The organism is Streptomyces sp. NBC_01013 (assembly GCF_045162765.1).
Classification (GTDB): Bacteria; Actinomycetota; Actinomycetes; order Streptomycetales; family Streptomycetaceae; genus Streptomyces.
Genome location: NZ_CP108687.1, coordinates 3,504,277 through 3,530,902 on the forward strand (window position 1 = coordinate 3,504,277; position 26,626 = coordinate 3,530,902).

Sequence of the window (26,626 nt, forward strand, 5' to 3'; positions counted from 1 at the left end):
TCCGCCGTCGGCGTTCCCGGACGGAGCGCGGCGGGCCCTCCGCGTCACGCAGGACCCTCACGCCCCGCCAACCTCTCCAGCCTGAACAGCCGGATCTCCCGGTCGATCCGGGCCTGGTACGCGGCATAGGGCGGCCAGAACGCCAGCGCCGCCTCCCACACCCGGGCCCGCTCCTCCCCCGCCAGCAGCCTTGCCCGTACGGAAAGGTCGCGGCCCTTCCAGTTGATGACGGCCGCCTCCGGATGCGCCAGCAGATTCGCCGTCCAGGCCGGATGCCCCGGACGGCCGAAGTTGCTGCCGACCAGGATCCAGCTGTCCTGCCCACCCTCACCCGCCTCCGGCATGCAGGCCAGCGGAGTGGTTCTGAGCTGCCCGCTGCGCGCCCCCGGCACCGTCAGCACCACCCCCGGCAGCATCCGCGCGCTGAGCAGCACCCGGCCGCGCGTGAGCCGGTGCACCGTGCGGTCCATGGCGGGCACCACGTGCGGGGCGATCCGCGCGAAGACGCGGGTCGAGGACACCTTCTGGACGAGCCGGACCCCGGCCGCCATCAGACCGCCACCTGCCCGGCCGGCCCGCGCCCTGCCATGCTGCCCTGCCGCTCCGGCCCGAACAGCCCGGCCCGCTGCGCGGCGTGGTCACGGAGCCGGTGGACGGGACCGAGGAGCAGTTCGTCGGATGCGGCCCGGTTGAAATACAGCTGCGCCTCGTCCTCCCGGCCGTCGCCGGTACCCCCGTGCAGCTGCACGGCCTCCGCGGTGGCCATCCGCAGCGCCTCCAGCGCCTGGGCGAGTGCCAGACCGCCGGACTCCGGGTCCCAGGCCGCGTAGTACGCGGCGGAGCGGGCCGACCGCACGCGTACGTACAGGTCCGCCAGGCGGAGCTGCACGGCCTGGAACGATCCGCCCGCCCGCCCGGACCGCTCACACTCCCCGACATGGCCGACCGCCCGCTCCAGCGCGCTCGCCGCTGCCCCGGCAGCCTCGGCGGCGAGCACGACGGCCGCGGTGCGCCCGGTGGCCGCGAGCGCGGCCGTCGCGTCCACGGTGTCGTCCGCGCCGAGGAGTTCGGCCTCGGTGTCGCGCAGCTGGATCCGGGCGAGCGGCCGGGTGACGTCGAGCGAGGTCTGCCGGGTACGGACGAGGCCGGCGGGCGGCTGCGGCCCGTCGGTCCGGACCAGGAACAGCAGGGTGCGGCTGCGCGGGAAACCGCCCGTGTGCGCGGCGACGAGGAGGACTCCCGCACTGTGTCCGTCCAGCACCTGGGCGGCCTCCCCGTACAGCCGCCACCCGCCGTCGCCGCCGGCCGGCCGGGCCTGCACACCGCCCGCCCGGCCACCGCCCGCCCAGGCGCCACCGGTGAGATCACCGGTGAGGCCGAGCGCCGTGGGGAGCGAGCCACCGGGTACGGCCAGTGCGGCGGTGAGCTCACCCGCCGCGAGGCCCGGCAGCAGGCCGGTGCGCTGCTCCCCGGAGCCGAGGGCGAGGATCAGGGGGGCGGCGAGCACGGCGGTGGCGAGCAGCGGGGACGGCAGCAGGGCTCGGCCGGCCTCCTCCAGGGCGACGGCGAGCTCGGCCGGCCCGCGGCCCGCGCCCCCGTACTCCTTCGGGAGGGCGAGTCCGGGCAGCCCGAGGTCCTGGGAGAGCAGGCGCCACAGCGCGGGGTCGTATCCCTCCGGTGCGGCTGCGGCGTTACCGGCCCCGCCGGGCCCGCCGCGTGCGGCCAGCAGTTCGCGCAGGGTGCGGCGGATCTCGTCCTGTTCCGCGGTGAAGGCGGCATCCATCGTCGAGCTCCTTCCCCTCAGAGACCGACGGCCTCTGATCTGACGGGCCGTCATGCTAGGGGTGAAGCGGCGAGATTCCCAGAGTCGCGCACGGCGACAGAAGCCACAAGATCCTTGCGACACACGGCGGTTCACCCACGCATCATCTGATGTACCGTCAGATTCATGCCTGTCACGCCCTCCTCCCGCCGCAAGGTCGCCGTCGTCGGCATATCCCTCGCCGACTGCGGACGCGTCGACACGGCCACGCCGTACGCCCTGCACGCCCAGGCTGCCCGCCGGGCGCTCGCCGACTCGGGCCTGGACCGGTCCGTCGTCGACGGTCTCGCCTCCGCCGGCCTCGGCACGCTCGCCCCGGTCGAGGTCGCCGAGTACCTGGGGCTGAGACCGACGTGGGTGGACTCCACCTCGGTCGGTGGATCGACCTGGGAGGTGATGGCCGCCCATGCGGCGGACGCCATCGCCGCAGGCCGCGCCAACGCCGTACTGCTGGTGTACGGGTCGACGGCCCGGGCCGACATCAAGGCGGGCCGCCGCACGTCCAACCTCTCCTTCGGGGCCCGGGGCCCCCTCCAGTTCGAGGTGCCGTACGGCCACTCACTGATCGCCAAGTACGCGATGGCGGCCCGGCGCCACATGCACGAGTACGGCACCACGCTGGAGCAGCTCGCCGAGGTGGCGGTGCAGGCCCGGGCGAACGCGGCGGCCAACCCGGACGCGATGTTCCGCACCCCCGTCACGGTCGACGAGGTGCTGTCGGGCCCGATGATCGCCGACCCCTTCACCAAGCTGCACTGCTGCATCCGGAGCGACGGCGGCTGCGCGGTGCTGCTGGCGGCCGAGGAGTACGTACCGGACTCGGCGAAGGCCCCCGTCTGGATCCTCGGCACCGGCGAGCACGTCTCGCACTCCACGATGTCGGAGTGGGAGGACTTCACGGTCTCCCCCGCGGCCGTATCGGGCCGCCTCGCCTTCGAGCGGGCCGGGGTCCGGCCGGCCGACATCGACCTGGCGGAGATCTATGACGCGTTCACCTATATGACCCTGGTGACGCTGGAGGACCTGGGCTTCTGCGCGAAGGGCGAGGGCGGGGCGTTCGTCGAGAAGGGCCGCACGGGCCTCACCGGTGAGCTCCCGGTCAACACCGACGGCGGCGGCCTGTCCGCCTGCCACCCCGGCATGCGCGGACTGTTCCTGCTGGTGGAGGCGGTACGCCAACTGCGCGGCGAGGCGGGGGAGCGCCAGGTCCACAAGGCGGGCGGCCGACTGCCGGAACTGGCGGTGGCGTCGGGGACGGGCGGCTGGTTCTGCTCGTCGGGGACGGTGGTGCTGGGGCGGGGGTGAGGGGGCGGGGGTGCTCCGAGGGCCGACGGCGAGGGCTCACACCTCGACGACCCCGAGGCCGCCCCGGCCGCCTCCGCCGCGCCCACTTCGCCCTCAACCCCCCACCGGCCTCGCCGCACCGGTGAAATGGACGTATGACTGACGCATCGGCCTCCGCCCCACAGCGCACCTTCCTCGACCTGCTCCACGCCCAGCGCGTCTGGGACATCGTGCTGCCCGCCTTCGACCCGGCCACCGCACCCCCAGCTCCCCTCCCCCTCTTCCACGCCTGGTTCGCCGAGGCGGTCGCCGCCGGTCAGACCGAGCCGCACACGATGACGCTGGCCACGGTCGACGCGGAGGGACTGCCCGACGTCCGGACCCTGATGCTGCACGACGCGGACGAGCGCGGCTGGCACTTCGCCACGCACGTCACCAGCGCGAAGGGCCGCGAGCTGGCCGCTCGTCCGTACGCCGCGCTCGGCTTCTACTGGCCCGCGCAGGGCAGGCAGGTACGGCTCCGGGGCCCCGTCGCCGCCTGCTCCCCCGCCGAGAGCAGCGCCGATCTGCACGCCCGCTCGACGGGCGCCCTCGCCTCGGCGCTGGTGGGGCGGCAGAGCGAGGTGCTGGGCTCGACGGGGGAACTCGACCGGGCCTCGGACGCCGCCTGGCAGCGGGCCCAGGAGGAACCGGACGCGGAGGTGCGGACCTGGACGCGGTACGTGGTCGAGCCGCGCGAGGTCGAGTTCTTCCAGGGCGATGCCAGGCGGCGGCACGTACGGCTGCGCTACCGCCGGCGCGCCGGAGCGTGGGAGCGGGAGCTGCTCTGGCCCTGACCGGCGGGCCCGGACACCGGGTCAGGTGATCGTGATCGCCTGTACGGGGCACGCGCGGGCGGCCTCGCCCACCATGGGCCCGGGCTCGGGCGCGGGCAGGAGTTCGCTGAGCCCGTCGTCGTCCTGGGTGAACACCTCCGGTGCGGCGAGGGCGCACTGCCCGGCCCCGATACACACGTCCTTGTCGATGTCGATCCGCATGTCCGTCCCTCCTTCCGCTCGGGTTCCGGTCACCAGGTCACGGGCAGTTCGACGAGTCCCTGGACGGTGTCCCCCGGTTTGCACGGGATCTCGTCCACGGGCACCGCGAGCCGCAGGCCGGGCAGGCGGCTGAAGAGGGCCGGCAGCGCGATCTCCAGCTCGGCGCGTGCGAGGTTCTGGCCCAGGCACTGGTGGATGCCGAACCCGAACGCCACGTGGTGGCGCGCCCCGCGCCCGAGATCCAGCTCGTCCGGCGACGCGAACGCGGCCTCGTCCCGGTTGATCACCGCGGTGGACAGCAGGACACCGTCGCCCGCCCGGAAGGTCACCCCGCCCACCTCGATGTCCTCGACCGCCACCCGTGAGAGCCCGTCGGCGATGGACAGGAAGCGGAGCAGTTCCTCCACCACGGAGGTCATCCCCTCGGGGCCGCCCGCACGCATCAGGGCCAGCTGGTCCGGGTGCTGGAGGAGGGTGAGGGTGCCGAGGGAGATCATGTTCGCGGTCGTCTCATGGCCCGCCACGAGCAGGATCTGGGCCAGCCGGACCAGCTCGTCGAGGTTCACCGCACCGGTCTCCAGCTGCTTGGCGATGAGCTCGTCGAGCAGCCCCTCGCCCGGCTCCCGCCGCTTGCGCTCGATCAGTACGTGGAAGTACTCGCTCAGGGCGTCCCGCGCCGCCTCGACGTCGGAGCCCGCGGGGCCGCGCAGCAGCTTGCGGGACTGCGCCTCGAAGAACTCGTGGTCCGCGTAGGGCACGCCGAGCAGTGCGCAGATGACCATGGAGGGCACGGGCAGGGCGAAGGCGTTCACCAGCTCGGCGGGCGGGCCCTGCTCGGCCATCGCGTCGAGCAGCCGGTCGACGATCTCCCGGATGCCCGGCCGCAACGCCGTCGCCTTCCTGACCGTGAAGCTCGGGATCAGCATCCGGCGCTGCACGTTGTGCTCCGGGTCGTCGAGGCCGAGCAGTTCGACACGCCGCTGGGTGGTGGCGGCCAGCCTCCGGGCGAAGAGCGGGAAGTCGGGATTCTCCCGGTCGGACGAGAGCCTCGGGTCCACCAGGAGGGCTCGCGCCTCGGCGTGGCCGGTCACCAGCCACACCGTACGACCGTCGAAAAGGCGCACGCGGGACACCGGCTGCCGGCCTCGGCCCGCGTTCGGATAGCCGGTCGGTGGGTGGTAGGGGCAGGTGCGGTCCTGCGGGAAGGCAACGAGCTCGGGCTCGGTCTGTGTCATGGCGGACCTCACAAGGAGAGGGGGGTGTCCTGCCGATCACCTCCCACTAGATGCCTCAGGCACCTAAACGGCTAGGCGGTGTTCGGCCAAATGCCTCCGTCCGCATCGGCTTATCCACTTCGAACAGCCGAGGAGCACTATGGGAGGCAGGCGAGGACTGGAGGTCACCGATGACCAAGACCCGCAGCCGGTACGCTCCCGACCGCGGTCTGACCACCCGCATGGTCACCACCATGTTCCTGATCGGGCTGCTGTACGTGGTCCTGGTCGGCGTGCTGCTCGCCGTACTGCGCGGCGCCTGGCCGATCATCCTGATCATCACCGGGGGCATGTTCGTCGCCCAGTTCTGGTTCAGCGACCGCATCGCCGCATTCAGCATGGGCGCCCGCGAGGTCACGCCCGAGCAGGCGCCGGCGTTGCACGGAGCGATCGACCGGATCTGTGCGCTCGCCGATATGCCGAAGCCCCGGGTCGCCATAGCCGAGAGCGACGTGCCGAACGCGTTCGCCACCGGCCGCAGCGAGAAGACCGCCCTGGTCTGCGCCACGACAGGGCTGCTGCGCAGACTGGAACCGGAGGAGCTGGAGGGCGTCCTCGCACACGAGATGTCGCACGTCGCCCACCGCGATGTGGCGGTCATGACGATCGCCTCGTTCCTCGGCGTCCTCGCGGGCATCATCACCCGCGTGGCCCTCTGGGGCGGCTTCTCCCGCAACAGCCGCAGCAACGACCCCATGGGCATCGCCATCATGCTGATCCCCCTGATCAGCGCGGTCGTCTACGCCCTGAGCTTCCTCCTCACCCGGCTGCTCTCGCGCTACCGCGAACTCTCCGCCGACCGCACGGCCGCCCTCCTCACCGGCAGACCCTCCGCCCTCGCGTCCGCCCTCACCAAGGTGAGCGGCCAGATGGCCCGGATCCCGACGGAGGACCTGCGGAAGGCGGAGCCGTACAACGCCTTCTACTTCGTCCCCGCCTTCTCCTCGAAGGAGAGCCTGAGCCGGCTGCTCTCCTCGCACCCGACGCTGGAACAGCGACTGGAACAGCTGGCCCGCATCTCCGCCGACCTGTCCCGGCCCTGAGCCGGCCGGTCCCACCCCCAAGGAGTCCCCGTGGGCCTGCTCGACACCATCCTGGGCCGCAGCAAACCGGCCCGCCCCGACCTCGACCAGCTCTTCGCCGTCCCGTCCGCCGCACTCACCCTCCAGGCGGCCACGGGCTTCGTCCCCACCGGCCGGGGCTCGGTGTGCTTCGCGGGCGTGGAGGGCGGCACGTTCGCCCGCCTCCAGCAGGACGTACGGGAACTCCTCGACGCGGACACGGAGCGCGGCGGCATCCCGGTGGAGTTCAGCCGGGACACGTACGGCTACACCTGGCTGCTCGCCCGGCAGCCGGCCGACGACACGGCCGCTCTGGTCAACGACCTGCACGCGGTCAACGCCCTGCTCCAGGACGGCGGATTCGGCCCGCAACTGCTCTGCTCGCTGATCGGCTTCCACGACGCGGAGGGCCGGCCGCTGGCGCTGGTCTACCTCTACAAGCGCGGCACGTTCTACCCGTTCGCCCCGGTTCCGGGCGGCGGCGAGAAGCGGGACAACCAACTGGAGTTGCAGGTCCGGGCCGCCCTGGGGGACGACCTGCGGGTGGAGAAGGACCTGGGGCGGTGGTTCCCGGTGTGGGGGGCGCCGGGGTTGTGAGGACCTCCTTCCTTCCGGTCGGTGTCGCCCAAGGGCCGTCCCGCGATTCCTGGTGGATCGGCGCGCGGCGTCAGCTGCGGTGCATCGCACGGCGGAGAGGCACCCGCGTACGGGATGTACTCCGGCGTTTCGACAACGCGGCGAGGTGCCGTGGCTGTCGTCGTGCGCCCGCCAGGAATCGCGGGACAGCCCCTATTTCCCTTCCGGCCGCGGCTGGAACATCGCGTCGTCGTAGTCCGGGAAGACGAGGGGCATGTTCCTTCGGAAGTCAGCGACTTCCGCACTGTCCTCGTATCCGGCACACAGCGTTTTCTGCCAGTACCAGTACCCGCGTGAGGCGATCAGCAGATCGAGGTACTCACCGAAGGTGCGGTTCGTGGAGGCCAGTTCCTCGCCGAAGTAGTGATAGCTGAGCTTCTCCTCGAAGACGCCGCCGTCCCCCCGCTCGAATGCCACACACGCTTCCGGGGTGAAGAAATCGAAGGGCACAACGGGACGGAATTCCTGCTCCCCCTTCGGGAACCAGGTGACCCCGCTCCAGTCCCCGAGCACCTTGTCGAGGGGCAGGATGTCGACCAGGCCGTGATCCGACCTGTCCCCCTGGCGGGCTTCCGGGACGGTGAGCCGCCAGTCGAGCCTGAAGGACCCCACCTGCCGATAGAACTCTTCCACTCCGGCGGGAAGCCGGTCGCCCGACTCCTCGATGAGGTGGGAGAGCCGGTCGGACGGGAGGGGCTCGGTCACTGCGTGGTCCAGCAGTTCGACACGTGGGTTCTCGCGGAGTTCAGCGACGAGCGAGTCGAGCCGGTGCCTTGCGTTGCTCACTTACGTGTCTCCCGTCGCCCGTTGGATCCGCCGGTCGAAGTCACTACAGGTTGTTGTTCTCGATCTCCCACGCGTCCCCGCCCACTTCCTTGTTCTTGGCGTCGTACAAGGTGTATTCCGCCCTGATCATCCCAGGAAGACCGAATCGATAGATACTGTCGAAGGCTATGGCTTCCGGAGATCCCGGCGTCATCTTCATGTCGGCCGAGGTGGGATGAGAGCTGAAGTCCGCCGTCACGTGATAGCGGGCGGTGTACCCCGACTGGAGAATGGCCAGCTTGAGGCCTTTCTCGACCTTCGCGTGATGCTGACTGTTCGCCTGCCTGACCAGCGGGGTCAAATTCTCCAGATGCTTTCCTGAACCACCCAGATTGTGGTTCAGGAGATGCCCTTGCACCATGTAGTTCTTGAACCAGTCCCCGATCGGGGTACCACTGGCCGGCCACCAGGCGGGTTGCACGGTGGGCGCCTGTCCGGTCCCGAGCTGGCCGGGAAAGAGGTCTCCCTTCATCTCTATCCCCACGTCGCCCGCCGTGCCGTTCACCGTCACGGAATGGGCTCCCTGCGGGTAGTCGACCCGCGGGTTGTAGCCCGCGAGCGGGGCACGCTGCACGACGGACGGACGCGCACGCTGGAGTGGGGTGCCCGAGGACACGGAGCGCTGGGCGGTGTCGTCCTCGCGCCGGCCCGGAGCGGGCGCGCGCATGACCCGTGCGGCGTTGGCCTCCGCTTCACGTTCGAACCGGTCGGAGGGGTCGGAGACGCTCAGCCCGGAGCCGTTGTCGGTACCGGCGACCGGGCCCCGGCGCTGCTGCATGACGTGGGTGAGCTCGTGGGCCAGCGTGTGGTTGTCGGCTCCGCCGGCACCGATGACGACATGGTGGCCGGAGGTGTAGGCGCGCGCAGCGACTTCGGCGGCCGACGCCTTGGCGGCAGCGTCGTTGTGGATGCGGACATCGGAGAAGTCCGCCCCCAGTCGGGACTCCATATCGGTGCGCACGGCGCTGTCCAGCGGCCGGCCGGCCGAGCGCAGCACGTCCCTGACGGCAGAGCGCTGCACCGAGGGCTGCTCCGCCTGCTCGTGACCGCATCCGGCCCCGTGCCTGTGCCGGTCCTGGGCGGCCGGGTGACCGGCGGCCCGCAGCATCTGGACGACGGCCGCGTTCCCGATACTGCCCTGCAGGGCCAGGCGGCCGGCGACCGGCACACCGGTTGCGGCCGCAGGCTTGCGGGCCCGGTCGGGGCCGTGAGCCGCGCCGGTCTTCTCAGCACCGTCCTGGCTGCGCATGGAGACCTCTTCCTGCCCGGGGGAATGACTCTTCCTGCATACCCCGGGGCGCGGCTCCGGTTCCAGGTCCCCCGGGGCACAGTTGACTGGCCCCGGCGGACGTCGACTCCGCGGCGGAAGGGGCGAATCGTGGCCCTCAGACGTCCGCGACGACGTCGGCCAGGTGGTAGTCCGTCCCGTACCGGATGAGGCCGCGCAGCATGTCGAGCGGGTCGCAGGGGCGCGCCCTGCGCTTGTGGGGCTGGTGGGTGAAGGGGATGCCGGACCATGGGTTGTCCGCGTGATGGTGGCTGCCGCGCGGGGCGTCCGGCTCGATCGCCCAGTGCACCCACGTGCTGTCGTGGTGCAGACAGATGACCTGTCCGAGGTACCAGACGGCGCCTTGGAGGAACGGTCCCTCGCGTGCGGCGTCGAAGTCGGCGAGGGTGCGGTAGCTGTCGCGTACCCGGCGCTCCAGGGCATCCAGCGTCGAGGGGGCGAAGTCGTCCCACCCGTCGGCGTCCTGGGCCACTGACAGCTCCCGGACCCAGGACGGGTGGGAGTCGCGCCGCCGGGCCAGCCACGACTGGAGCCACGCGTCCGCCGGCTGCGGGCCGATCGGGTCCATGGGCGAGCGTTCCTTGTACGGTTCCCAGCCCGGGACGGTCCGGCGCCGGGAGGACACGGCCTCGGCCAGTTCCTCCCGCTCGCGGGTGAACGCCTCCCCGGACTCCTCGGCCAGGGCGACGTCGATGAGGACGCCGATGAACACCGGGGGCAGGCCGAGGGCGGGGTCGGGGCGGACGAACGGTTCGCCGTCCTCGCCGCCCGCGTCGGGGTCGATGTCCCACCGGCCGCCGCAGGCGTCCATGAGGACTTCCCCGATGTAGGGGATCGCCGCCCGGCGCAGGCCGCTGTCGGACTCCTCGTCGAGCAGCTCCCGTTCGAGGGCGGCGAGGGAGGCGGGCGTGTAGTCGAACGCGAAGTCGCCGGGCAGGTGCACCTGTTCGAGCCGGGCGGTCAGCACCTGCATGTCGTCAAGCCACCGGTCGAGGAGCTCCTCATGGGTGGGGTGGTGCGGGTCGGTGGTCATGACCGGGAAGCGTAGGCGGCCACCCCGCGTCGGCGCCAAATGCCCTTGGAGGACGTGTGTTTGTTGTGCGCCACGCCTGTGTACCCCCGTGAGCCCGGGGACGCCGGCCGCTAGGGTGCCAGGAGAGGCGGTGGCATCGACGGGGGCCATGCACCGCCGACCTTCCCTTGCCCGCCCTGCGCACAAGGGCTGACCGCTGCCCCCACGAGGGACATACACACATGCACTCTGCGATACGCGCACGCGGCTGGACAAGGCTTCGCGTGGCGGCCGTTGCATTCGGCGCGACCGTACTGGTCGCCGGGCCACTTCCCGGCCTGCACCACAGCGCCGAAGCGGCGCCGCCGAAGCCGATGCTGGGCCGTTGCATGGACAAGTACGGCACGAGCCCGACACCGCCGCCGGCCTACAAGCTGCCCGGGTCCAAGCCCGCCGGCCCGAACCAGTGGAAGACTCCGAACGCCGAAGACCGCTTCTACGGCTACGACCACCTCGCCAAGGGCTTCGAGGCGCTCACCGACCCCGGGCTGATCGATCTGCCCGACGGGGACAGCTCGAAGAACTACAAGTGGGGAACGCCTGAGAACGCGGTCGCGACCTGGAAGCAGACCCAGGCCGGCTCCAAGCCCTACAAGGGCACGTTCAACGAGTGGCTGAACAACATCTACTCGCGCAACGAAGGAAACAACAAGCGGGGCAGCAGTTTCGAGTCGGAGGTCGTGAAGTACTTCGACCTCGGCGGGGTGGACTGGATCTGCCAGAAGAACCTCCGCGACCTCAACCCCGGCCTGCACAAGGAGCTCGAACGGGCTCTCGGCAAGGACGTGATGAAGGACGGCCGGGTCTTCGACGCGGTCAACCAGCGCACCCGGACCGTCTACGAGGTCAAGTCCGGAATCGGCTACGACGCCCGGCAGCTGAAGATCGATGCCGAGCTCGTCCGCCGGGGCTGGAAGGTCGTCTACATCAACGGGCTGGAGCCCGACGAGAAGACGGTCAACAAGTACAGGGCCGCCGGCGTGAAGTACTACCGGCACGCCGCCACCCCGAACCCGCGCTTCACCCCGGGCAAGTACACCCCCGGCAGCAACCAGCTGATGACGCCGGACCCGAACCGGCCCTCCTTCGGCTCCGGCGCCGACATGGCCCGCCGGTCCGCGCCGACCCCTGAGGACGTCCGCCGTCAGATCGAGCAGGCCCGCGGCCGGATTGCGCAGCCCGGCAACGGCCTGCGCAGTCCGGGCGGTGTCGACTTCACCACCCTCGACATCTCCTACGTCGGGCAGACGAAGACGGGGAACCTCTCCTACGCCTTCAGTGCGAAGAACACCGACGAGGAGACCGCACCCGGCTACGGCGGCCAGGAGAAGGCCCAGCTCATCTCGGACGCCTTCTTCACCTGGCTCGCCCTCACCCCTGACCACTTCTGGGTCAACCTCAATCCGGACGACCCGAAGACGGTCATGGAGCCGCCGTTCGACAAGACCGACGCGGGTCGCGTCCTGCTTGAGGCCGACATGGAGATGAAGCACGACTTCGGTCGCGCGGAGGACCCGAAGACCGACGCCGGAAAGCGGTTCTGGGACGAGATCACGAAGATCGACGGAGCGCCCTGCATGGGCTCCACCCGCAACTGGATCGTGCCGAAGAAGGCCCAGGTCCGCATCGAGAACGACGGCGCCTACATCCTCAGCGCCCCGCTCGACGTCAAGACCGTCGCCCAGGACTACAGCACACCCGGCCCCGGTGGCGGCATGCCCTGCACGCTGACCAAGGAGCAGACCGCCCACAACATGGACGTCTACCGGCAGACGGTACTGCCGGTGGTCCAGAAGCAGATCAACGAGGCGCCCAAGTACGCCGATCTGCGTCGCGTCTACAAGGCCCGCATCGCCGCCGAGTACGTCCGCCAGACCCTCGCCCAGGACAAGAAGGCCTTCGGCGGCTCCTTCGCGAAGATCATCGACAGCAACCAGGTGAAGCGCTGGCCCCTGCGCGGCAAGAACGCCGACTGGGACAAGATGACTGTCTGGAAGGAAATGAAGCGCTCGTACAGCGAGGGCGACTTCAAGTACGAGATCCCCGTCGGCGGTGAGGTCTGGGTCTACACCGTGGGCGGCGTCGACCTGACCAAGCAGCCTCAGGAGAAGGTCAGCAAGGCCCGGTTCCGGGCCGAGAAGCCCAACCTTCCCTCGGTGGTGCAGGGTTCCCGCAACGAGGCCCTCGACTACCAGGCGACCGGCACCACGGTGATGGGCGGCGACAACAGCGGCCGGCCCGGTGGCGGCGGTCCCGCCCCCACCCCGACCCCCACGCCCAGTCCGACCGGCAAGCCCACGGAACAGCCGACGGGCACACCGGCCCCGACCCACACCCCGGCCCCGGGCCCGTCCGGCAACGGCGGCCACAGCACACCGCCCACCGCGGGCGGTGACCCGGGCGGCCACATGGCCGACACCGGCACCCAGGTCCTGACCATCGCCGCCATCGCCGCCGCCCTTCTCGCGGCCGGCGGGGCACTGGTCTGGATCAGGCGCAGGCGCGGCATCGGCGGCTAGCCGGGACGCGTTCGCCCGTACGCGAGCACAGGACGGCCCCCACACCCCCGAGCAGCACGGGTGTGGGGGCCGTTCCACGGGACGGTGACGCGCGCGCTGCTCAGATGTTCGCGGCGTGACCCCGGAACGCGGTCCAGGCGGCGGGGGCGACGGCGAAGGTGGGGCCGTCGGTGACCTGGGACTCGCGGACGTGGAGGGTGTGGGGGCAGGTGGCTGCCTCTACGCAGGCTCCGCCCTCGCGACAGCACCGACTGCCGTTCCAGCCTCGCCCCGACGTGCCGGGCGATCTCGTCCTCCGGGTACGCCGGTACGCGCGACCGGGCCAACGCGGAGTGGCCGGACACCTGGCTGCCGGCCGCGGCGTCGCGTCACGAGCAGCGCCACGGCGGCTGAACCGGCCGCCCCTTCCCGTCACGTGCGCTTGAAGAACTCGATCTCCCCCAGGGCGATCGGCCGCCCCTTCTCCTGCCCTGCCGCCTCCCGCACGACGAGGCTGACGGAGACGACGTCGCTGATGCCGGTCCGTACCGTCTGCTCGCCGGGCTTGTCGGTGAGGGGCCACGTCTTGTCGTGGATCGTGCCGTCCTGCGTAGTGATGCGGAGTTCCGCCTGAGTCGGCCTTGCGCCCTGCCGGAACGCCTCGGCCTTCGCCGACACCCCCGTGTGGACCGTCACGCCGACCAGCCGGAACGGCTTCTCGAACTCCGCGGTCAGCGAGGCGCCCACCTTCGGGGCGCCCCAGTACGTGTTCGTCACCCCGTCCGTGGCCAGCTTCGCCGGGTGCCCTGGGACGGCTGCGCTCGCCGAGACGTCCGTGGGGCTGATCTCCCCCGTCCCGCCGAGCTTGTCCCGCACGTCCTCGAAGACGTAGCGCCCGGCCGGTACGAGCAGGAAGCCCGCGACCAGGAGCCCGGCGAGCAGCAGAGCCAGCACGCTCCCGCGCAGCAGCCGCCCCGAACCTGCCCGTACCTTGCGGTTGAACGGCCACCTGGTGCGCCACCAGGGCAGCGCCTCAGCCTGCTCACCCGGGTTCAGCGGTGCCGCGCAGCGGCGGCAGAACTTGCGGTCCGGCCGGTTGGAGGTGCCGCACTTCGGGCAGGGCGAACCGCCCGGCTCGTCGACCGCCGCCACCGGCCTGACGACGGGGCGCGCGGCGATCGGTACGCCGGGCTGTACGGCCCCCACGGGCTCGTCCTCCACCGGCGGCACCGGCCGCACCGGACCCGGCGGCGCCGGCCGCACGGGGGCAGGCGGCGCCGGGCGGACGGGGGTGGGCTCCGGCGGCCGCACAGGGGCAGGCGGAGTCTGCCGCACGGGAGCGGGCTCCGGCGTGGCGGTCTCGGGCGGGGCGGCCTCAGGCGTGGCGGTCTCGGGCGGCGGAGGGCTCGGCGGGGTCTCCGCGACCGGGGCGGGCGGGGGTGCGGCGACCGGCGTCGGTGCCGGGGCCGGAGCCGGGGCCGGGCGGGGGGCCGGGACCGGGGGCGCTGCTTCACCCACGGGCCCTGCGTCCCCGACCGCAGGCTCCGGGGCGTCACCCTCCGGCGCCGGTGCCGGCGTTCGGGAGCGGCGGGACGACCCGCCCAGGTACGTACCGCAGCTTCCGCAGAAGTCCTCGTCCTCGCCGTTGGCGGCGCCGCACGCCGGGCACGAGCGCGTCATGTCAGTCTCCTGTCTCGTCCGGTGAGCCCGGCAGGATCTCCACCCGGCAGGTGAGGTGGGCGGGGCACGAGGCCTGGACCACGGCCAGCACGCGGGCCGCGTCCACCGGCCTTCCGGCCGGTGCCCGGACTTGTACCAGCAGTTCCCCGGTCGGGGGCGGGGGCAGTTCCGTACCCGGCTCCGACGACCAGGCGGCTCCGCCGCCGTCGTGGACGTACGCCTCCACGCCGAAGCAGAGCCGCAGATGTTCCGTCAGGCCACGGCGGGTGCCGCGCCGGCGGTGGAGCTCGACGGCACGGGTGACGACGGCCCGGCGCAGTTCCACCGGCCACGCCGGGTCGACGTCGGCCCCGACCCACGAAGACAGCCAGGGCAGGAAGTCGTCCGGGGTCAGCGCGGGGTCGAAGTACGCCGGGAGGTTGTCGAGGGTGGACAGGACGGGGGCCAGCACGGTGTCGAGGCCTGCCGTGAAGCGCTGGGCCAGGTCGTCGTCCGCGTACAGCGCGGGCAGCAGTCCGCCGATCGGGTAGCGGCTGGGGAGCCCGGGGACCGAGGCCCTGGTCATGGGCGGTCACCGGCCCCGGCCGCGGTGACGACCACCTGGTGCTGGTGGGAGAAGACCAGGGCGTTCGCGGCGACGTCGATGCGGTCCGCCGCCGCTCCCCGGCGTCCCGTGAGCGGGTCGGCGGGGAACAGCCGTACCTCGTCCACCAGGCGGACGCCGCGCACGGCCTGTAGTACGGCGAAGATCTCGCCGTACTGGACCGGCCTGCCGAAGGGCCAGCCGGTCCGGTCCGCGCCGCCCCGCAACGGGTCGATGTGGCGGAACAGCGCGTCGAGCGCCTCGGCCCGCACGCGGTCCACCTCGCCGTCGGCCGCCACGAGTTCGGCGACCACGGTGACGCCCTGGTAGGCGGGCGGTTCCACGATCAGCCGGGTGCCGACCAGCCGCCGTTCGTCGAGCCGCTCGGCGACCGTCGCCAGCACCGAGTCCGGCGGGATCAACTGCTCGAACCGCAGCCGGCCCCCCTCGTCGGGCACCGCGTCGGGCACCACCAGGACCCGCACCGCACCGCCCTCTCCGGCGACGGCGGGCAGACAGCGGACCCTGCGCAGCGAGCGCGCGGCCTCGCGGGCGATGACCTCGTAGTCCTCGGCCGTGACCGCCCGCTCCTGGACGCGGAGGATGTGGGGCGCGCGCACCTTGGCGTTCTCCACGCTCTCGCCGTCGACCCCGCCCCGTGCCGCCTCGCGGTTGTCGACGGAGGCGACGTACGGCACCGAGCTGCGCAGGACACGGATGGCGCCGCGCGCCACGTTCCCGGCGCCCCCGCCGCCTGTCCGGTAGCGGGGGACCCGGAGCTGAGCACCCTTCGGTGGCACCGAACCGTAGACCCGCATCGTGCCGTCCGCCTCGCGTACCTCGGGCGGGAAGGCGAACTCGCCGGTGACGGCGTCGATCCGCACGTGCCGGTCGCCCGGGGAGGAGGCGCCGAAGTGCTCCACCGGTGTCCAGAGCTGCCAGCCCTCGGCGGAGGACACCTGGACGACGGGCGGGTCCCCGTCCATCAGGAGCGGCACCTTGGTCACGGAGAAGCGCTGGCCTGCGACCCCTTCGGAGGTGCCGAGCAGTACGTCGAGGACGGTCTCCGCGTGTTCGACGCCGGTGGTGCCACCCACGGTGAACACCTCGGCCTCGCGGATCGTCGGCGACTCCGAGTAGAAGGGCTGCCCCGGCTCGGGGGCGGTGACCCGGCAGCGCAGCCAGCCGGCCCGCACTCCGGCCGTCACCGAGGCCGTGTGCCCGGCGGGCACGAACACGGTGATCTCGCCGGGCTTGTTGAGCCCTCCGGTGCTGTCGGTGCCCGTCCGGCAGGGCACCCAGCGGGCGCCGTCCCACGCCTCCCACACCAGCGGCGGCTGCCGGGGGTCGACGCCGACGCCCTCCACCCGGCTGTCGAGGCGTACGGCGACGATGCACCCGGGTACGGCGGTGGGCAGCCCGAACAGCAGGGCGTCGCCCGGCTCCGGCCGGGGCTGGAAGCAGGGGATGTCCTTGCCCGCGCCGAGCGGCGCGGTGCGGTCCGTCTGGTCGCCGGACATGGGGGCGGTGACCAGCCTGACCAGGGAACTCGGCACGATCGCCAGATCCTCGGCGGTCGAGAAGACCACCGCCTCCTCCGTCTCGCCCCGGGCGGTGGCGACCTCCGTGCCGGCCGGGAGCCGCACGGTGTCCGGCTGGGGGGCGGACAGCCAGAAGTCGACATCGGCGCGGGCGACGGTCGGCGGGAACAGCCGCACACCGAGCAGGTCGAGGAAGGCGGAGTAGTTCCGGTCGGGCACGCGGTTCAGCCGGTACAGCAACTGGTCGACCATGTACGCGAAGGTCTCGATGAGCGTGACCCCGGGGTCCGACACGTTGTGGTCGGTCCACTCGGGAGAGCGCTGCTGGACGTATCGCTTGGCCTCGTCCACGAGTTGCTGGAAGCGGCGGTCGTCCAGGTTGGGGGAAGGCAGGGACATCAGGCCGCCCCCGCTTCCGGGATCGTGTAGAAGGGGAAGACGAGGTTGCGCAGGTCGTTGGTGGACCGCACGGTGTAGTGCACGTCGATGTACAGGGTTCCCTCGTCGACGGTGTCGAAGGCGATCACCACGTCCCTCACCTCGATGCGTGGTTCCCAGCGCTCCAGCGACGTACGCACCTCGTGGGCGATGCGTCCGGCGGTGGCGCCGTCGCCGGGCGCGAAGACGTAGTCGTGGATGCCGCAGCCGAACTCGGGCCGCATCGGCCGCTCCCCCGGTGCGGTGCCGAGCACCAGCCCGATGGCCTCCTCGATCTCCTGGTCCCGCTCGACCATGCCGATGCCGCCCGTGGCGCCGACCCGCAGCGGGAAGCCCCAGCCGCGTCCGATGAATCCGCTTCCGCTCACAGCGGGCCTCCGACCAGGACGTTCGGCGCACCGCTGATGATCTTGGCGCCGCAGCTGGTGGTGTCCCCCATGCGGGCGGCCGGCAGTCCGCCGATCAGGACCAGGCCGCCGGCCGCGGCTGCCGGGGACGGCATGACGACGTTGCCCGGGCCGAGCAGGGCGTGCGGAGGGATGACGCACACGTGCAGGCTGCCGGTGACTGCGGCCGGCCTGCCGCCGATCAGCACGGTGGCGACGGCCACCGCACCCGGTGGCGGGGTGCCGATGACGCCTCCGTGGACGGTGGGATCGCCTGTGCGGGCTGCGGGGGGCATGGCTGCTGTTCTCCTTGCTGAATCGGGGCTTCGGGTGACGCCGGAGCGGGCGCGGGTGTCAGTTGATCCGGATGAGCCTCGCCTTGAGGACGGCGAGCAGTCCGCCGTCGACGGTGACCCCGGTCTTGCCGTTGATGGTCACCGAGGCCCCCTTCACGTCCACGTTCCCCGTACCGGCGTCGAGCGTGATCCCCGACCGGCCGAGGGAGAGGGAGCTGAGCACCCGGGAGGTGCCGCGGGCGAACACCTTGAGCGCGATCTCGCCCTTCCGCTCGTCCAGGGTGACCTCCAGCTGCTTGTCGCCGGTGGCGAGGCGCACGCCGGACGGTCCGCGCGGAGCGTCGAGCAGTTCGATCCGGTTGCCCGAACGGGAGACGAGGGAACGGCGGTTGACCTTCCCGCTGGTCGGGTCGACCAAGGGCACGTCGTGGGGCGAGGGCTTGTCGACGCCGTTGTAGAGACCGCCCAGCACGTACGGGCTGTCCAGCAGGCCCTGTTCGAAGCCGACCAGCACCTCGTCGTTGACCTCGGGGCTGAAGACCCCGCCGCCGCCCTGGCCGCCCCACTGCACCGTACGGACCCAGTCGGACACGTAGGTGTCGTCGAGCCAGGGGAACTTCAGCCGGACCGAGCCGCGTTCGCCCTTGCCCCTGCCCTCCCGGATGTCGGTGACCACGCCGATCGCGAGGCCCGGGATGCGGGGGCCGTGCGGGGACGTACCGCCGGCGGTGAGCCCGGAGAGCGAACGGTCGGGGGAGGTGCTGACCAGCACGGTCGTGCGGTAACCGCCGTGCGGGTCGAGGACGTGGTGGGCCGCCGTCGCCGTGTAGCGGCCGGCGAACGCGGGCCCGACGTTGCCGAGGGCGACGGGTTCCCCGGCCCGCAGCCGGGGGTTGCCCTCGGCGACGGCCTCGATCTCCCCGAAGCCCGAGCTCACCCGGGCCGCCACCGCGCCGGCGACCGCGCCGGCCTCGGCCTGGGTCCGGTACGGGGTGTCGGCGACCGTCATCCGGGCCTTCGGGCCGAACGCCCCGGCCGCGACGGACGCGCTCATCCCGGGGACCACCGTGGTGCTGCGGACGGACGGCTCGCGTGCCACCAGCCGGGTCTTGGTGTCCACGTCCCAGCCACGCACCTCGACGCTGTCCGCCCCGTCCGCGCCGGTCAGCACGGCTCTCAGGGCCAGCAGGTTGCGCCCGTACTCCAGCACCATCGGATGCCGGGTGGCCGAGGTGGAGGGGGAGGGCGCCGAGGCGGCGGGCTTCGGCTTCACGAACTGCAGCAGACCCTTCTCGTCCACCCGTACGTGCGCGCCGCTCTCGGCCGCGAGGTACTGGAGGAAGTCCCAGTCCGAGATGTTGGGCTGAGTGAGCTGCTTGTACATGACGGGAGCCGCCTCCACCTTCCCGCAGGTGAGCCCGGCCCCGGCGGCGACCTTGCGGACGATGTCGGCGGCCTTCATGTTGCGGAAGGCCACCACCTTGCGACCACGCTGGAGCCGGTGGGCCTTGGAGAAGGCCCGGACCACGGTGAAGGAGCCGGTGGTGTCGCTGTCGAGTTCGAGCGCGGTGACCTCTCCGGTGAACAGCCTTTCCTTCGCCTGTTCCTGGACGGTGACCACGGAGATCTTCAACGGGGTACCGATGGTGATCCCGGTGGCGGTGAGGAGCGTGTGGTACGGGTCCCGGTAGGTCAGTACGGCGGTGTCCGGCAGACCGACGTTCTCGTCGACCGCGCAGCTCACCAGCTGGGACGCCCAGGCCTGCGGGAGCTCGGCGGGGGCCTCCACGATCGGGTCGGCGGCGAAGGAACGGGCGGGTGCGGTCACCGGGTGCCCTCCGGGGCGTCGTCTTCGAGGGCGGGCACCAGGAGCTCGGTGCCCGGCGCCAACTGCATGGGGTCATCTATGTCGTTGGCCTCGGCGATGGTCCGCCACGCGGTGGCGTCACCGTATTCGCGCCAGGCGAGCAACGGCAGGCTGTCACCGGCGACGACCCGGTGGGTGCGGCGCGCCTCCCGCGATCCGGACGTGGGGTTCTGGCCGGCCGGGTCGACACTCGCCTCCTCGATCGACAGGGAGCAGGTGGCGCGCAGCGGCTTCCCGTCGACGTCGAACAGCGTGTACGAGATGGAGAGGCTGGACAGCACCCCGTCGAACGACGTCGTCTTCGACGTTCCCCAGTCGAAGCGGACCCAGGGGCTCGACGGCTTCTTGCGGCCCAGGCTGCTCGGGGTGGGCACACAAGCCGTCATCAGCTGCTCCACGGCCTTCTCCACCGAGTTGTCGTGGGTGGCGGTGGCGTCCAGGAAGACGTCCAGGGACAGCGACCGGGGTCCGCTGCCCACGAATTCCGGCAGCGCGGACTCGCCGGCGGTCCGGGAGGGGGTCCGCCGCCATTCGGTGCTCTTGGTCAGGGAGAGCGTCGCGGGATTGAACTGCAGCGTGAGCCGGGCGAGGGTGCCGGACGGTTTGGCCCCCACGTCCGCCGGCGGCTCCATGATGGTCAACTGGGCGCGGGCTCGGCTCGTGCGGGCAGCTGCCGGCATGGTGTCCCTCCTTCCTGCTCGTCTCTGTCATGGGCGTCCTCGGCCCGGGCGCGGGTGTACGGGCGGCCGGTCAGGACGGCACCAGGCCCTCGTGCGCGATCTCCAGGGTCTCGATCGCCGCCTCGGAGCTGGACGGGTCGAAGGAGGGCCCCTGCCAGCGCACCGGCACGATGCCCTGGATCTGCCAGCTGATGATCCGGCTGAGGTCCGGCCGGAGCGCGACGATCTCGCCGTCCTTGCGTTCCACCCGCTGGGTCGTCTCGTTCAGCCATCGCGCGATCTTCAGTGTGTCCGAGGTGACGGGGCGCGTCAGCGTGATGTTGGTCCAGGTGATCCGCCCCGGCAGCTGCCACGTGAAGCCGTTGTTGCCGCCCTCGGCGTACTGCTCCAGCTCCACCTCCGCACCCAGCCCCGAACAGGTGTGGAATGCCCCCAAGTCACTTCCACCGATCGCGAGTTTGAAGAACACACTCGTCGCGAAGATGTTGTCCGTCATGCGTTTCTCTTCTTCTCTGCTGTCCGTGGGTGGAGTGGCGGGCGGGGCCCCGGCTTCAGCGCCGGCCGTCGTACGGCCGGCCTGAGCGTTCCCGTCCTCTGCGCAGGTCCGCCCGGATCAGCCTGCTGACCGGGTCGAGCAGTCGGCGGGCCAGCTCCTCGATGTCCAGACCGGGGAGCTCGCTCGTCCGCGGCGCACCGGCGGCGTCCGCCGCGGCGGGCGTGGGGGCGGAGGCGGACGTGGCGGCCTTCGGCTGGACCACGCGTACGGGGACTCCGGAGAGCCCCGCCTCGTCCACGGCCCGTTGGAGCGCCTGATCCCGGGAGCCGGACGCACGGTTGCCGGGAGCAGGGTTCCGGGATGCGGGGTTCCGGGGCGCGGGGTTCCGGGAAGCGGGGCTGCCCGGGCCGCCCGGCTGGGCTCCGCCGGGGCCGCCCGGCGCGGGGCGGGACGCGCGCACGGTGAGGGGCTGCGGTACGCCGCCGGGGGCGCCCGGATCCGGCGCCGGTCCGGTGGCGGATGCGCCGCTCTCGGGAGCCACTGGCATCGGGAGGCGTTGCACCGGCACGGCCACGCCCCCCGGCCGGGGGGACCCGGGCGGGTGCGGGCGCACCACCGGGACGGGCGGGGCGGACTCCGCTGCGGGGGCGGGCAGTCCGGGCGTGCGGGAGGCAGGGCCCGGGGAGTCCGTGCGGTGCCCGACGGCCTCGTGTCCGGACGGGCGGTTGCCGCCCGGGGACGGCACGGAAGGGGTGGCACCGCGCACCGAACGCTGGACCAGCCGTGCGAGGGAGCGGGCGGAGGGCGGCGGCGACGTCTGCGCCCGGGCGCCCGGGGACGGCGCGCCGGCCCGCGGGAGACCGGCCGGAACCGAGCCGGCCGGAGCCGAGCCGGCCGGAGCAACAGAACCTGGCACGGACCGCTGGACGGTGGCGCCGTGCGCCTGTCGCATCGCTCCCGCGTCCGGCCTCGCATTCGGCCGCGAGTCACGTCCCGCCCTCGGAGCGGCAGCGGGGGTCCGGTCGCCCGGCGTCGGCCCCTCTGAGCCCTGCGGCCGCACGTCCCGCCGCCAGGTCGCCGCCACGACGGGCCGTGCGGTGGCGGCCGAGGCCGGTGCCGAGAAGCCCTCGGCCGCTCCGGTGCTCACGGTCAGCGTCCGGCCCGCGAGCAGGCCCCGCGATCGCTGGACCGTCATCGGCGCAGGACCGGTTCCCGTTGCTCGCTCGGCCGGTGCCGACGGCTGCCCGTGCAGCCCGCGCGGGGCGATCCGCCTGATGCGTACCGGGCCGGGCGCGGTGGCCGGGGCCTTGGAGGAGGGTGGGGTGACGGCCGTGCCCGTGGACGGGCGCGTGGTCTCCGCAGTGCGTTGGACGGCCGCCGGCTGCGGGGAAGGGGACGCGGGCCCGACGCCGGGGCCGGCGGCCGCCGGCGAGCGAAGCGGCATGCCGCGAGGTGCGGACGAGGAGGCCGTGGTGGGCGCGGACGTCGACGCCTCCCCCACCGAGGGGCCGCCCGGCAGCGGGCGCGTGGTTCCGGGCCGCGCTCGACGGGAGTCGCCCAGCAGCGGGGCGTCGTGCGCGGTGTCCGCGGTCGGCGGGAGCGAGGAGAGGGGCGCGCCGAGCCCGCCCCGGGTGCGGGCCTGCGAACCCGGGCCACTGGGGCCGGGGACGCTCGGGCGGTGTCCGGAGGATGTGGGTGCGGGTGCGGTTGAGGGCTGGACGGGCATCGGACCCGCACCGGAGACCGGACCCTGCCGCTCCGCCGCCTGCTGTCCCGTCGAGTGCCCCTTCGACGGCTGCCGGATCTGCTGCCGTGCCCTCTCGGGCGAGGCGGAAGCCGGCGAGGAGGCCCGCGAAGGGGAAGTCCGTGACGGGGAGCCCGGCGAGGAAGTCCGCGAGGCGGAGCCCTGCGAAGGGGAAGTCCGCGAAGGGGAGGCCCCCGAGGGATGGGCCGTGGCAGGAGTGGGCGCGCCGGAACCTGCCGTTTCGGACGTCTGCCGCTGGACCACGGGCAGCGCCGGACCCGGCGTCACGGCCGAGGGCGAGGGCGCACCACCGTCTCGGCCGGGTGCGACGAACGGGGCCGCATCAGGGGGCAGTTCACGCAGAGGCTTGCCGAGGGCGGGGCGTACGGGAGGCGCGGCGGGCGAGCCCGCCGGACGCTCCACCGCGCCGGTGGGCAGATGCTTCCCGGACTCCGTACGACCTGCGTCCGCCCGGCCTGGGCCGGTGGGATGCCCGGCCTGTGGGGCCCGTGCCGGCGTTCCGGCCGGCACGACGGCAGCGAGGTTCCGCAGGGCCGTCACGGGCCGCCGCGCAACGACCAGGGACGGCGCGACGCGCCGGGGGCGGACCGCCGCGAGTCCGGCCTGCGGTGCCGCGGCCGTGGCGCGCCCGGCGCCGGCGGACCGGCGGGCCGCGGACGGCTCACGCCCGGCTGCGGGCTCGGCGTCCGGGCCGGGGCGGGCGGCCGCGTCGTCGGGACCGGGCTGCCGCACCACCGGCGCGCGCCCGGCGGCGCCGCGGCGCTGCGTGCTGCCGCCCGCCCGCTGGACGGGGGCGGGCGCACGGCCCGGCCCGTCGGACGAGGAAGGCCGGACCGGCTCCTCCTGCCCCCCGGCGGCGGCGCGCAGGAGGAGAGGCGTTCCGGCGGCCGTGGGACGGGCGACGCCCGGCCGCGCGACCCCGTGGATGAGGCCCACGGGGGCGGAGGGCAGGACCGCGTGGCCGAGCTCGCCTCCGTACGAGACGTTCTGCCACGAGGCGAGCCCGGACCTGAAGCGCAGCCCGTCGCTCACCCCGATCGAGGACCGGGCGATGGTCACCGCAGGCGGCGCGACCCTCCGCCAGCCGCCGTCCCAGTCCGCGTCCCGGCGCGCGGGCCGGACGGCGTCGGGTCCGGCCACCGGCTCCGGACCGTCAGCGCTTCCGCCCTGCGCGGGCACCGGATCAGGCGCAGCGGCCTGCCGCCGGTCCCCTCTGCGGAACCAGTCCCTGAACTCCACGCCCTCACCCGCTCTCGTTGACGCGGGTGTTGATCCGCGCTATCTCCCTCACCCACTCCTGCCGCTCACCATGGGTGAGGTCGAGGATGTCCTCACGCTGCCAGTGGAAGTGGTAGGCGATGTACGCGAGCTCCTCCCGCAGCCGGGAAGGCGCGTACGTCACGATTCCCCCAGGCGTTCACCCGAGAGGTCCACCTCGAACGACCCGTGGCACAGCGGGCACGTCACCGCGGCGTGGGTGTGGCCCTCGCTGTTGATGCGGCGGTAGAAGTCCTGGAGGAACGCCACGTCGGTGGCGTACATCCGCTCGACCACCCCGGCGTGCACATCGGTGATGGTGCCGAGCCGGGTGATCACCTGGCTGAGCAGCACCACGCTCAGGTACGCGGGGTTCTCCTTGACCCGCAGGTCGATCTGCGGGCGCAGCTCGTCCCGTGCCGTGGCGAGCCGCATCGACCCGCTCCGGTGGACCTGGCCCTCGTCGTCGACGTAGCCGCGCGGGAGCTCGAACTCGAACTCCGTACGCAGGTCCTGACGGTCCCGATCCCGGGCGGGAGGGGGTGTCGGGGCGTCCTCGCGCGGGGCGGGCGCCGCGGCGGCGAGGGTGTCGAGGACCTCGTCGAGGCCGCCGCCGGAAACGGTCCTGCGCCTCATTCGACGACGATCTCCTCGAAGGTGATGGTGACCGTCTCCGTCGCCGCGCTGGACTCGCCGGCCTTCAGCGAGGGGCCCTCCCACTTGCTGGCCCAGCCCTGCATCAGCTGGATGCGGCGGACGGTCTCACCCTTCGAGTCCTTGATCTCGATGGTGAGGTTCTGACGTGCGGTGTCGACGGCTCCGTTGTTGAGCGTCTCCTTGATCCACTTGGTGAACTCGCTGCTCTTGTCGAGCCCGCGGGTGATCGTCACCTCACCGGCCTGCCGCGCGCCGGGCTGCTTGCGGATGATCTGCTTGCCCTCGGCGGTCACCTGACGGACCTCGACGACTTCTTCCTCGACGGTCAGACCGCTGATCTCCTGGATGGACTCCACGAGATAGCCGCCGAGCTGTACGCCGAAGACGTGGGTGGAAAGAGCATCGCCCTCTGCCATGACTACTGGTCACCTGTTCCGTTCGTTGCCTGCTGGGTCACTCGTCGACGAGGACGGGTCACTCGTCGACGAGGCTGGTGCTGTCGGAGAACTGCGAGAGGCGGAAGATGACGAACTCCGCGGGCTTCACGGGCGCGACGCCGATCTCGCAGACCACCTGACCGAGGTCGATGGACTCCTGCGGGTTGTTGTCACGGTCGCACTTGACGTAGAACGCCTCTTCCGCCGTCCGCCCGAAGAGCGCGCCCCGGCGCCATTCCTCGGTGAGGAAGGCGGTGACGTTGCGCCGGATGCTCGACCAGAGACGGTCGTCGTTCGGCTCGAAGACCACCCACTGGGTGCCCAGGAGGATGGACTCCTCCAGGTAGTTGAAGAGGCGGCGTACGTTGAGGTAGCGCCAGGCCGGGTCGGACGACAGGGTCCGTGCGCCCCAGATGCGGATGCCACGCCCCGGGAAGGCGCGGACGCAGTTGACGCCGATCGGGTTGAGCAGGTCCTGCTCGCCCTTGCTCAGGCGGAGTTCGAGGTCCAGTGCCCCACGGATGACCTCGTTGGCGGGCGCCTTGTGCACACCGCGCTCGGCGTCACTGCGCGCCCAGACTCCGGCGACGTGGCCGCTCGGCGGTACCAGGGTCTGCCGGCCGGTCGCCGGGTCGAGGACCTTGAGCCACGGGTAGTACACGGTCGCGTAGCGCGAGTCGTATCCGGCGTCCTCGTTGCGCCAGGTGCGGACACGCTGGGCGTTCATGCCGGGCGGTGTGTCCAGGACGGCGACCCGGTCGCCCATCTGCTCGCAGTGCGCGATGACGGCCAGCTGTACGGCCCTGACACCCTCGGCGTCGATGTCGCCGCGCAGGTGGGCGCTCATCAGGTCCGGGACGGCGACCATGGTGATCTCGTCGATCGCTTCGAGGGCCGCGATGCCCGTGCGGGCCGAAGCGTCGCCCACGTACTCCGTCGGTCCGGTCCTGGCCGTGGTGCCGGCGCCCGGGGCGGCGGGGGCGAGGGAGAGGCTCTGCTTCTCGGGGCGGGTCTGCACCGCACCGGGCTGCTCAATGACCTCGATGAGCTTGGACTGACGGGCCTGGGTGACCAGATAGCCCTTGACGTTCTTGCGTACGGAGGTGTCGTACGTCTCCGCCACCTTGCCGCCCTGGCGCACCAGCAGCCGGAAGCGGTCCTCCGGAGGGTTCTCGCCCTCGGGGTCGGCGACCTCGATGGAGAGGCCGTCACCGGCGCCCGGCCGGGCGGAGACCAGGAAGCCGCCGATGGCGACGGACGGGGCCGCCGCGGGCGCGACGCCCTGGGGCGCGTCCTCGGAAGGGCCGCCGATCCGCACGATGTACGCCGCGCCGCCACCGTTGCTGAAGTAACCGTGGACGGCGAGCGTCAGGTAGGTGTCCGGGGTGAAGGTACCGAAGGCCGAAACGTACTGGTCCCAGCTCGTCACCAGCGTCGGCCGGTGGAAGGGGCCGGTCTCCGCGAACCCGACGAAGGCGGCGACCGCGGTGCCGACTCCTTCGATGGGCCGTGCTCCGGACTGCACCTCCTCCACGTATACACCTGGGGTGAGGTACGACGGCATGCTCGCTCCTTCGGGTGGTCAGTCGTTCGCACGTTCAGTCTTGCCCGGGAGCGTCTGCGAGCAGTAGGCCTCAAAGTCCTGGCCGCGGGGCAGGGTGACTGCCTTCCCGGGCACCCGGAGCGCCCGGCGAGGCCTTCCCCCGGCAGCCGCCCGCACGACGTCACGCGGACCGGCCGGCAGGA

At 72.4% G+C, this 26,626-nt stretch carries 26 protein-coding genes; 5 read left to right on the plus strand and 21 right to left on the minus strand.

The annotated features are described in order from the left end of the window. Positions 1-44: 44 nt before the first annotated feature. On the minus strand, positions 45-551 hold the full coding sequence (locus OG538_RS15010; RefSeq protein WP_406093823.1) for a nitroreductase/quinone reductase family protein: 507 nt from the start codon (positions 549-551) through the stop codon (positions 45-47). Continuing rightward, positions 551-1,783 (minus strand): acyl-CoA dehydrogenase family protein, encoded by a 1,233-nt coding sequence (locus tag OG538_RS15015; RefSeq protein ID WP_406093825.1) that lies wholly within the window; start codon positions 1,781-1,783, stop codon positions 551-553. Before OG538_RS15015 ends, OG538_RS15010 begins: the two co-directional genes overlap by 1 nt. Before the next feature lie 165 nt (positions 1,784-1,948). Between OG538_RS15015 and OG538_RS15020 the strand changes: the two genes are divergently transcribed. Both OG538_RS15020 and OG538_RS15025 read left to right on the plus strand, forming a co-directional pair. Beyond that, complete coding sequence (locus OG538_RS15020; protein ID WP_406093827.1) at positions 1,949-3,127, plus strand: thiolase C-terminal domain-containing protein; 1,179 nt, start codon at positions 1,949-1,951, stop codon at positions 3,125-3,127. 134 nt (positions 3,128-3,261) lie between these two features. Beyond that, a complete protein-coding gene (locus tag OG538_RS15025) occupies positions 3,262-3,942 on the plus strand; it encodes a pyridoxal 5'-phosphate synthase (protein WP_406093829.1) in 681 nt (226 codons plus the stop codon). Between the two features lie 21 nt (positions 3,943-3,963). On the opposite strand, the gene OG538_RS15030 is transcribed toward OG538_RS15025, so the two are convergent. Together OG538_RS15030 and OG538_RS15035 are read right to left on the minus strand one after the other, a co-directional pair. Then, entirely contained in the window at positions 3,964-4,143 is a 180-nt protein-coding gene (locus OG538_RS15030) for a ferredoxin (RefSeq protein WP_406093832.1), read from the minus strand. Positions 4,144-4,172: 29 nt separating this feature from the next. Continuing rightward, positions 4,173-5,378, minus strand: coding sequence for a cytochrome P450 (locus OG538_RS15035; protein ID WP_406093833.1), 1,206 nt, complete (start codon positions 5,376-5,378; stop codon positions 4,173-4,175). A 170-nt stretch (positions 5,379-5,548) separates the two neighbouring features. Between OG538_RS15035 and htpX the strand changes: the two genes are divergently transcribed. Both htpX and OG538_RS15045 read left to right on the plus strand, forming a co-directional pair. After that, positions 5,549-6,460, plus strand: a complete 912-nt coding sequence (gene htpX / locus OG538_RS15040) for a zinc metalloprotease HtpX (RefSeq protein WP_406093835.1) — start codon at positions 5,549-5,551, stop codon at positions 6,458-6,460. Positions 6,461-6,490: 30 nt separating this feature from the next. Continuing rightward, entirely contained in the window at positions 6,491-7,075 is a 585-nt protein-coding gene (locus OG538_RS15045) for a hypothetical protein (RefSeq protein ID WP_406093837.1), read from the plus strand. A 192-nt stretch (positions 7,076-7,267) separates the two neighbouring features. Here the strand turns inward: OG538_RS15045 and OG538_RS15050 are convergent, their stop codons facing one another. The 3 genes from OG538_RS15050 to OG538_RS15060 all read right to left on the minus strand — a co-directional run bounded on the left by OG538_RS15050 (position 7,268) and on the right by OG538_RS15060 (position 10,260). Then, entirely contained in the window at positions 7,268-7,900 is a 633-nt protein-coding gene (locus OG538_RS15050) for a hypothetical protein (protein WP_406093839.1), read from the minus strand. Positions 7,901-7,943: 43 nt separating this feature from the next. Next, positions 7,944-9,188, minus strand: a complete 1,245-nt coding sequence (locus OG538_RS15055) for a DUF4157 domain-containing protein (protein ID WP_406093841.1) — start codon at positions 9,186-9,188, stop codon at positions 7,944-7,946. 136 nt (positions 9,189-9,324) lie between these two features. Beyond that, a complete protein-coding gene (locus OG538_RS15060) occupies positions 9,325-10,260 on the minus strand; it encodes a hypothetical protein (RefSeq protein ID WP_406093843.1) in 936 nt (311 codons plus the stop codon). Positions 10,261-10,523: 263 nt separating this feature from the next. On the opposite strand from OG538_RS15060, the gene OG538_RS15065 reads away from it, so the two are divergent. Next, positions 10,524-12,818, plus strand: a complete 2,295-nt coding sequence (locus tag OG538_RS15065) for a hypothetical protein (protein WP_406093845.1) — start codon at positions 10,524-10,526, stop codon at positions 12,816-12,818. A gap of 100 nt (positions 12,819-12,918) precedes the next feature. On the opposite strand, the gene OG538_RS15070 is transcribed toward OG538_RS15065, so the two are convergent. The 14 genes from OG538_RS15070 to OG538_RS15135 all read right to left on the minus strand — a co-directional run bounded on the left by OG538_RS15070 (position 12,919) and on the right by OG538_RS15135 (position 26,444). Next, positions 12,919-13,233 carry a DUF397 domain-containing protein gene (locus OG538_RS15070; protein ID WP_406093847.1) on the minus strand — a complete coding sequence of 105 codons (315 nt, stop codon included), beginning with the start codon at positions 13,231-13,233 and terminating at the stop codon, positions 12,919-12,921. Then, on the minus strand, positions 13,230-14,003 hold the full coding sequence (locus OG538_RS15075) for a zinc ribbon domain-containing protein (protein ID WP_406093849.1): 774 nt from the start codon (positions 14,001-14,003) through the stop codon (positions 13,230-13,232). The genes OG538_RS15070 and OG538_RS15075 overlap by 4 nt, the downstream gene beginning before the upstream one ends. A gap of 475 nt (positions 14,004-14,478) precedes the next feature. Beyond that, entirely contained in the window at positions 14,479-15,042 is a 564-nt protein-coding gene (locus OG538_RS15080) for a phage tail protein (protein ID WP_406093851.1), read from the minus strand. Then, positions 15,039-17,000: a putative baseplate assembly protein gene (locus tag OG538_RS15085; protein ID WP_406093853.1), complete on the minus strand. Its 1,962-nt coding sequence runs from the start codon at positions 16,998-17,000 to the stop codon at positions 15,039-15,041. The genes OG538_RS15080 and OG538_RS15085 overlap by 4 nt, the downstream gene beginning before the upstream one ends. Continuing rightward, positions 17,000-17,407, minus strand: coding sequence for a GPW/gp25 family protein (locus tag OG538_RS15090; RefSeq protein ID WP_406093855.1), 408 nt, complete (start codon positions 17,405-17,407; stop codon positions 17,000-17,002). Before OG538_RS15090 ends, OG538_RS15085 begins: the two co-directional genes overlap by 1 nt. Then, entirely contained in the window at positions 17,404-17,721 is a 318-nt protein-coding gene (locus tag OG538_RS15095) for a PAAR domain-containing protein (RefSeq protein ID WP_406093857.1), read from the minus strand. Before OG538_RS15095 ends, OG538_RS15090 begins: the two co-directional genes overlap by 4 nt. A gap of 58 nt (positions 17,722-17,779) precedes the next feature. Continuing rightward, entirely contained in the window at positions 17,780-19,549 is a 1,770-nt protein-coding gene (locus tag OG538_RS15100; protein WP_406093859.1) for a VgrG-related protein, read from the minus strand. After that, the gene (locus tag OG538_RS15105; RefSeq protein WP_406093861.1) at positions 19,546-20,268 is read right to left on the minus strand and encodes a LysM peptidoglycan-binding domain-containing protein; all 723 of its coding nucleotides are present in this window, start codon (positions 20,266-20,268) and stop codon (positions 19,546-19,548) included. Before OG538_RS15105 ends, OG538_RS15100 begins: the two co-directional genes overlap by 4 nt. Before the next feature lie 70 nt (positions 20,269-20,338). Further along, positions 20,339-20,764, minus strand: a complete 426-nt coding sequence (locus tag OG538_RS15110; RefSeq protein WP_406093863.1) for a phage tail protein — start codon at positions 20,762-20,764, stop codon at positions 20,339-20,341. A 55-nt stretch (positions 20,765-20,819) separates the two neighbouring features. Next, positions 20,820-23,669: a hypothetical protein gene (locus tag OG538_RS15115; RefSeq protein WP_406093865.1), complete on the minus strand. Its 2,850-nt coding sequence runs from the start codon at positions 23,667-23,669 to the stop codon at positions 20,820-20,822. A gap of 103 nt (positions 23,670-23,772) precedes the next feature. Further along, positions 23,773-23,931 (minus strand): DUF6760 family protein, encoded by a 159-nt coding sequence (locus tag OG538_RS15120; protein ID WP_167535327.1) that lies wholly within the window; start codon positions 23,929-23,931, stop codon positions 23,773-23,775. Further along, positions 23,928-24,422 (minus strand): hypothetical protein, encoded by a 495-nt coding sequence (locus OG538_RS15125; protein ID WP_406093867.1) that lies wholly within the window; start codon positions 24,420-24,422, stop codon positions 23,928-23,930. Before OG538_RS15125 ends, OG538_RS15120 begins: the two co-directional genes overlap by 4 nt. Then, the gene (locus OG538_RS15130; protein WP_124720830.1) at positions 24,419-24,859 is read right to left on the minus strand and encodes a phage tail protein; all 441 of its coding nucleotides are present in this window, start codon (positions 24,857-24,859) and stop codon (positions 24,419-24,421) included. The genes OG538_RS15125 and OG538_RS15130 overlap by 4 nt, the downstream gene beginning before the upstream one ends. A gap of 58 nt (positions 24,860-24,917) precedes the next feature. Next, positions 24,918-26,444, minus strand: a complete 1,527-nt coding sequence (locus tag OG538_RS15135) for a phage tail sheath family protein (protein WP_406093869.1) — start codon at positions 26,442-26,444, stop codon at positions 24,918-24,920. Positions 26,445-26,626 lie beyond the last annotated feature (182 nt).

Coding starts and splice junctions, on each gene's coding strand:
- OG538_RS15010 (WP_406093823.1), bottom strand. CDS start 551: ATGGCGGCCGGGGTCCGGCTCGTCCAGAAGGTGTCCTCGACCCGCGTC.
- OG538_RS15015 (WP_406093825.1), bottom strand. CDS start 1,783: ATGGATGCCGCCTTCACCGCGGAACAGGACGAGATCCGCCGCACCCTG.
- OG538_RS15020 (WP_406093827.1), top strand. CDS start 1,949: ATGCCTGTCACGCCCTCCTCCCGCCGCAAGGTCGCCGTCGTCGGCATA.
- OG538_RS15025 (WP_406093829.1), top strand. CDS start 3,262: ATGACTGACGCATCGGCCTCCGCCCCACAGCGCACCTTCCTCGACCTG.
- OG538_RS15030 (WP_406093832.1), bottom strand. CDS start 4,143: ATGCGGATCGACATCGACAAGGACGTGTGTATCGGGGCCGGGCAGTGC.
- OG538_RS15035 (WP_406093833.1), bottom strand. CDS start 5,378: ATGACACAGACCGAGCCCGAGCTCGTTGCCTTCCCGCAGGACCGCACC.
- htpX (WP_406093835.1), top strand. CDS start 5,549: ATGACCAAGACCCGCAGCCGGTACGCTCCCGACCGCGGTCTGACCACC.
- OG538_RS15055 (WP_406093841.1), bottom strand. CDS start 9,188: ATGCGCAGCCAGGACGGTGCTGAGAAGACCGGCGCGGCTCACGGCCCC.
- OG538_RS15060 (WP_406093843.1), bottom strand. CDS start 10,260: ATGACCACCGACCCGCACCACCCCACCCATGAGGAGCTCCTCGACCGG.
- OG538_RS15080 (WP_406093851.1), bottom strand. CDS start 15,042: ATGACCAGGGCCTCGGTCCCCGGGCTCCCCAGCCGCTACCCGATCGGC.
- OG538_RS15085 (WP_406093853.1), bottom strand. CDS start 17,000: ATGTCCCTGCCTTCCCCCAACCTGGACGACCGCCGCTTCCAGCAACTC.
- OG538_RS15095 (WP_406093857.1), bottom strand. CDS start 17,721: ATGCCCCCCGCAGCCCGCACAGGCGATCCCACCGTCCACGGAGGCGTC.
- OG538_RS15105 (WP_406093861.1), bottom strand. CDS start 20,268: ATGCCGGCAGCTGCCCGCACGAGCCGAGCCCGCGCCCAGTTGACCATC.
- OG538_RS15110 (WP_406093863.1), bottom strand. CDS start 20,764: ATGACGGACAACATCTTCGCGACGAGTGTGTTCTTCAAACTCGCGATC.
- OG538_RS15125 (WP_406093867.1), bottom strand. CDS start 24,422: ATGAGGCGCAGGACCGTTTCCGGCGGCGGCCTCGACGAGGTCCTCGAC.
- OG538_RS15130 (WP_124720830.1), bottom strand. CDS start 24,859: ATGGCAGAGGGCGATGCTCTTTCCACCCACGTCTTCGGCGTACAGCTC.
- OG538_RS15135 (WP_406093869.1), bottom strand. CDS start 26,444: ATGCCGTCGTACCTCACCCCAGGTGTATACGTGGAGGAGGTGCAGTCC.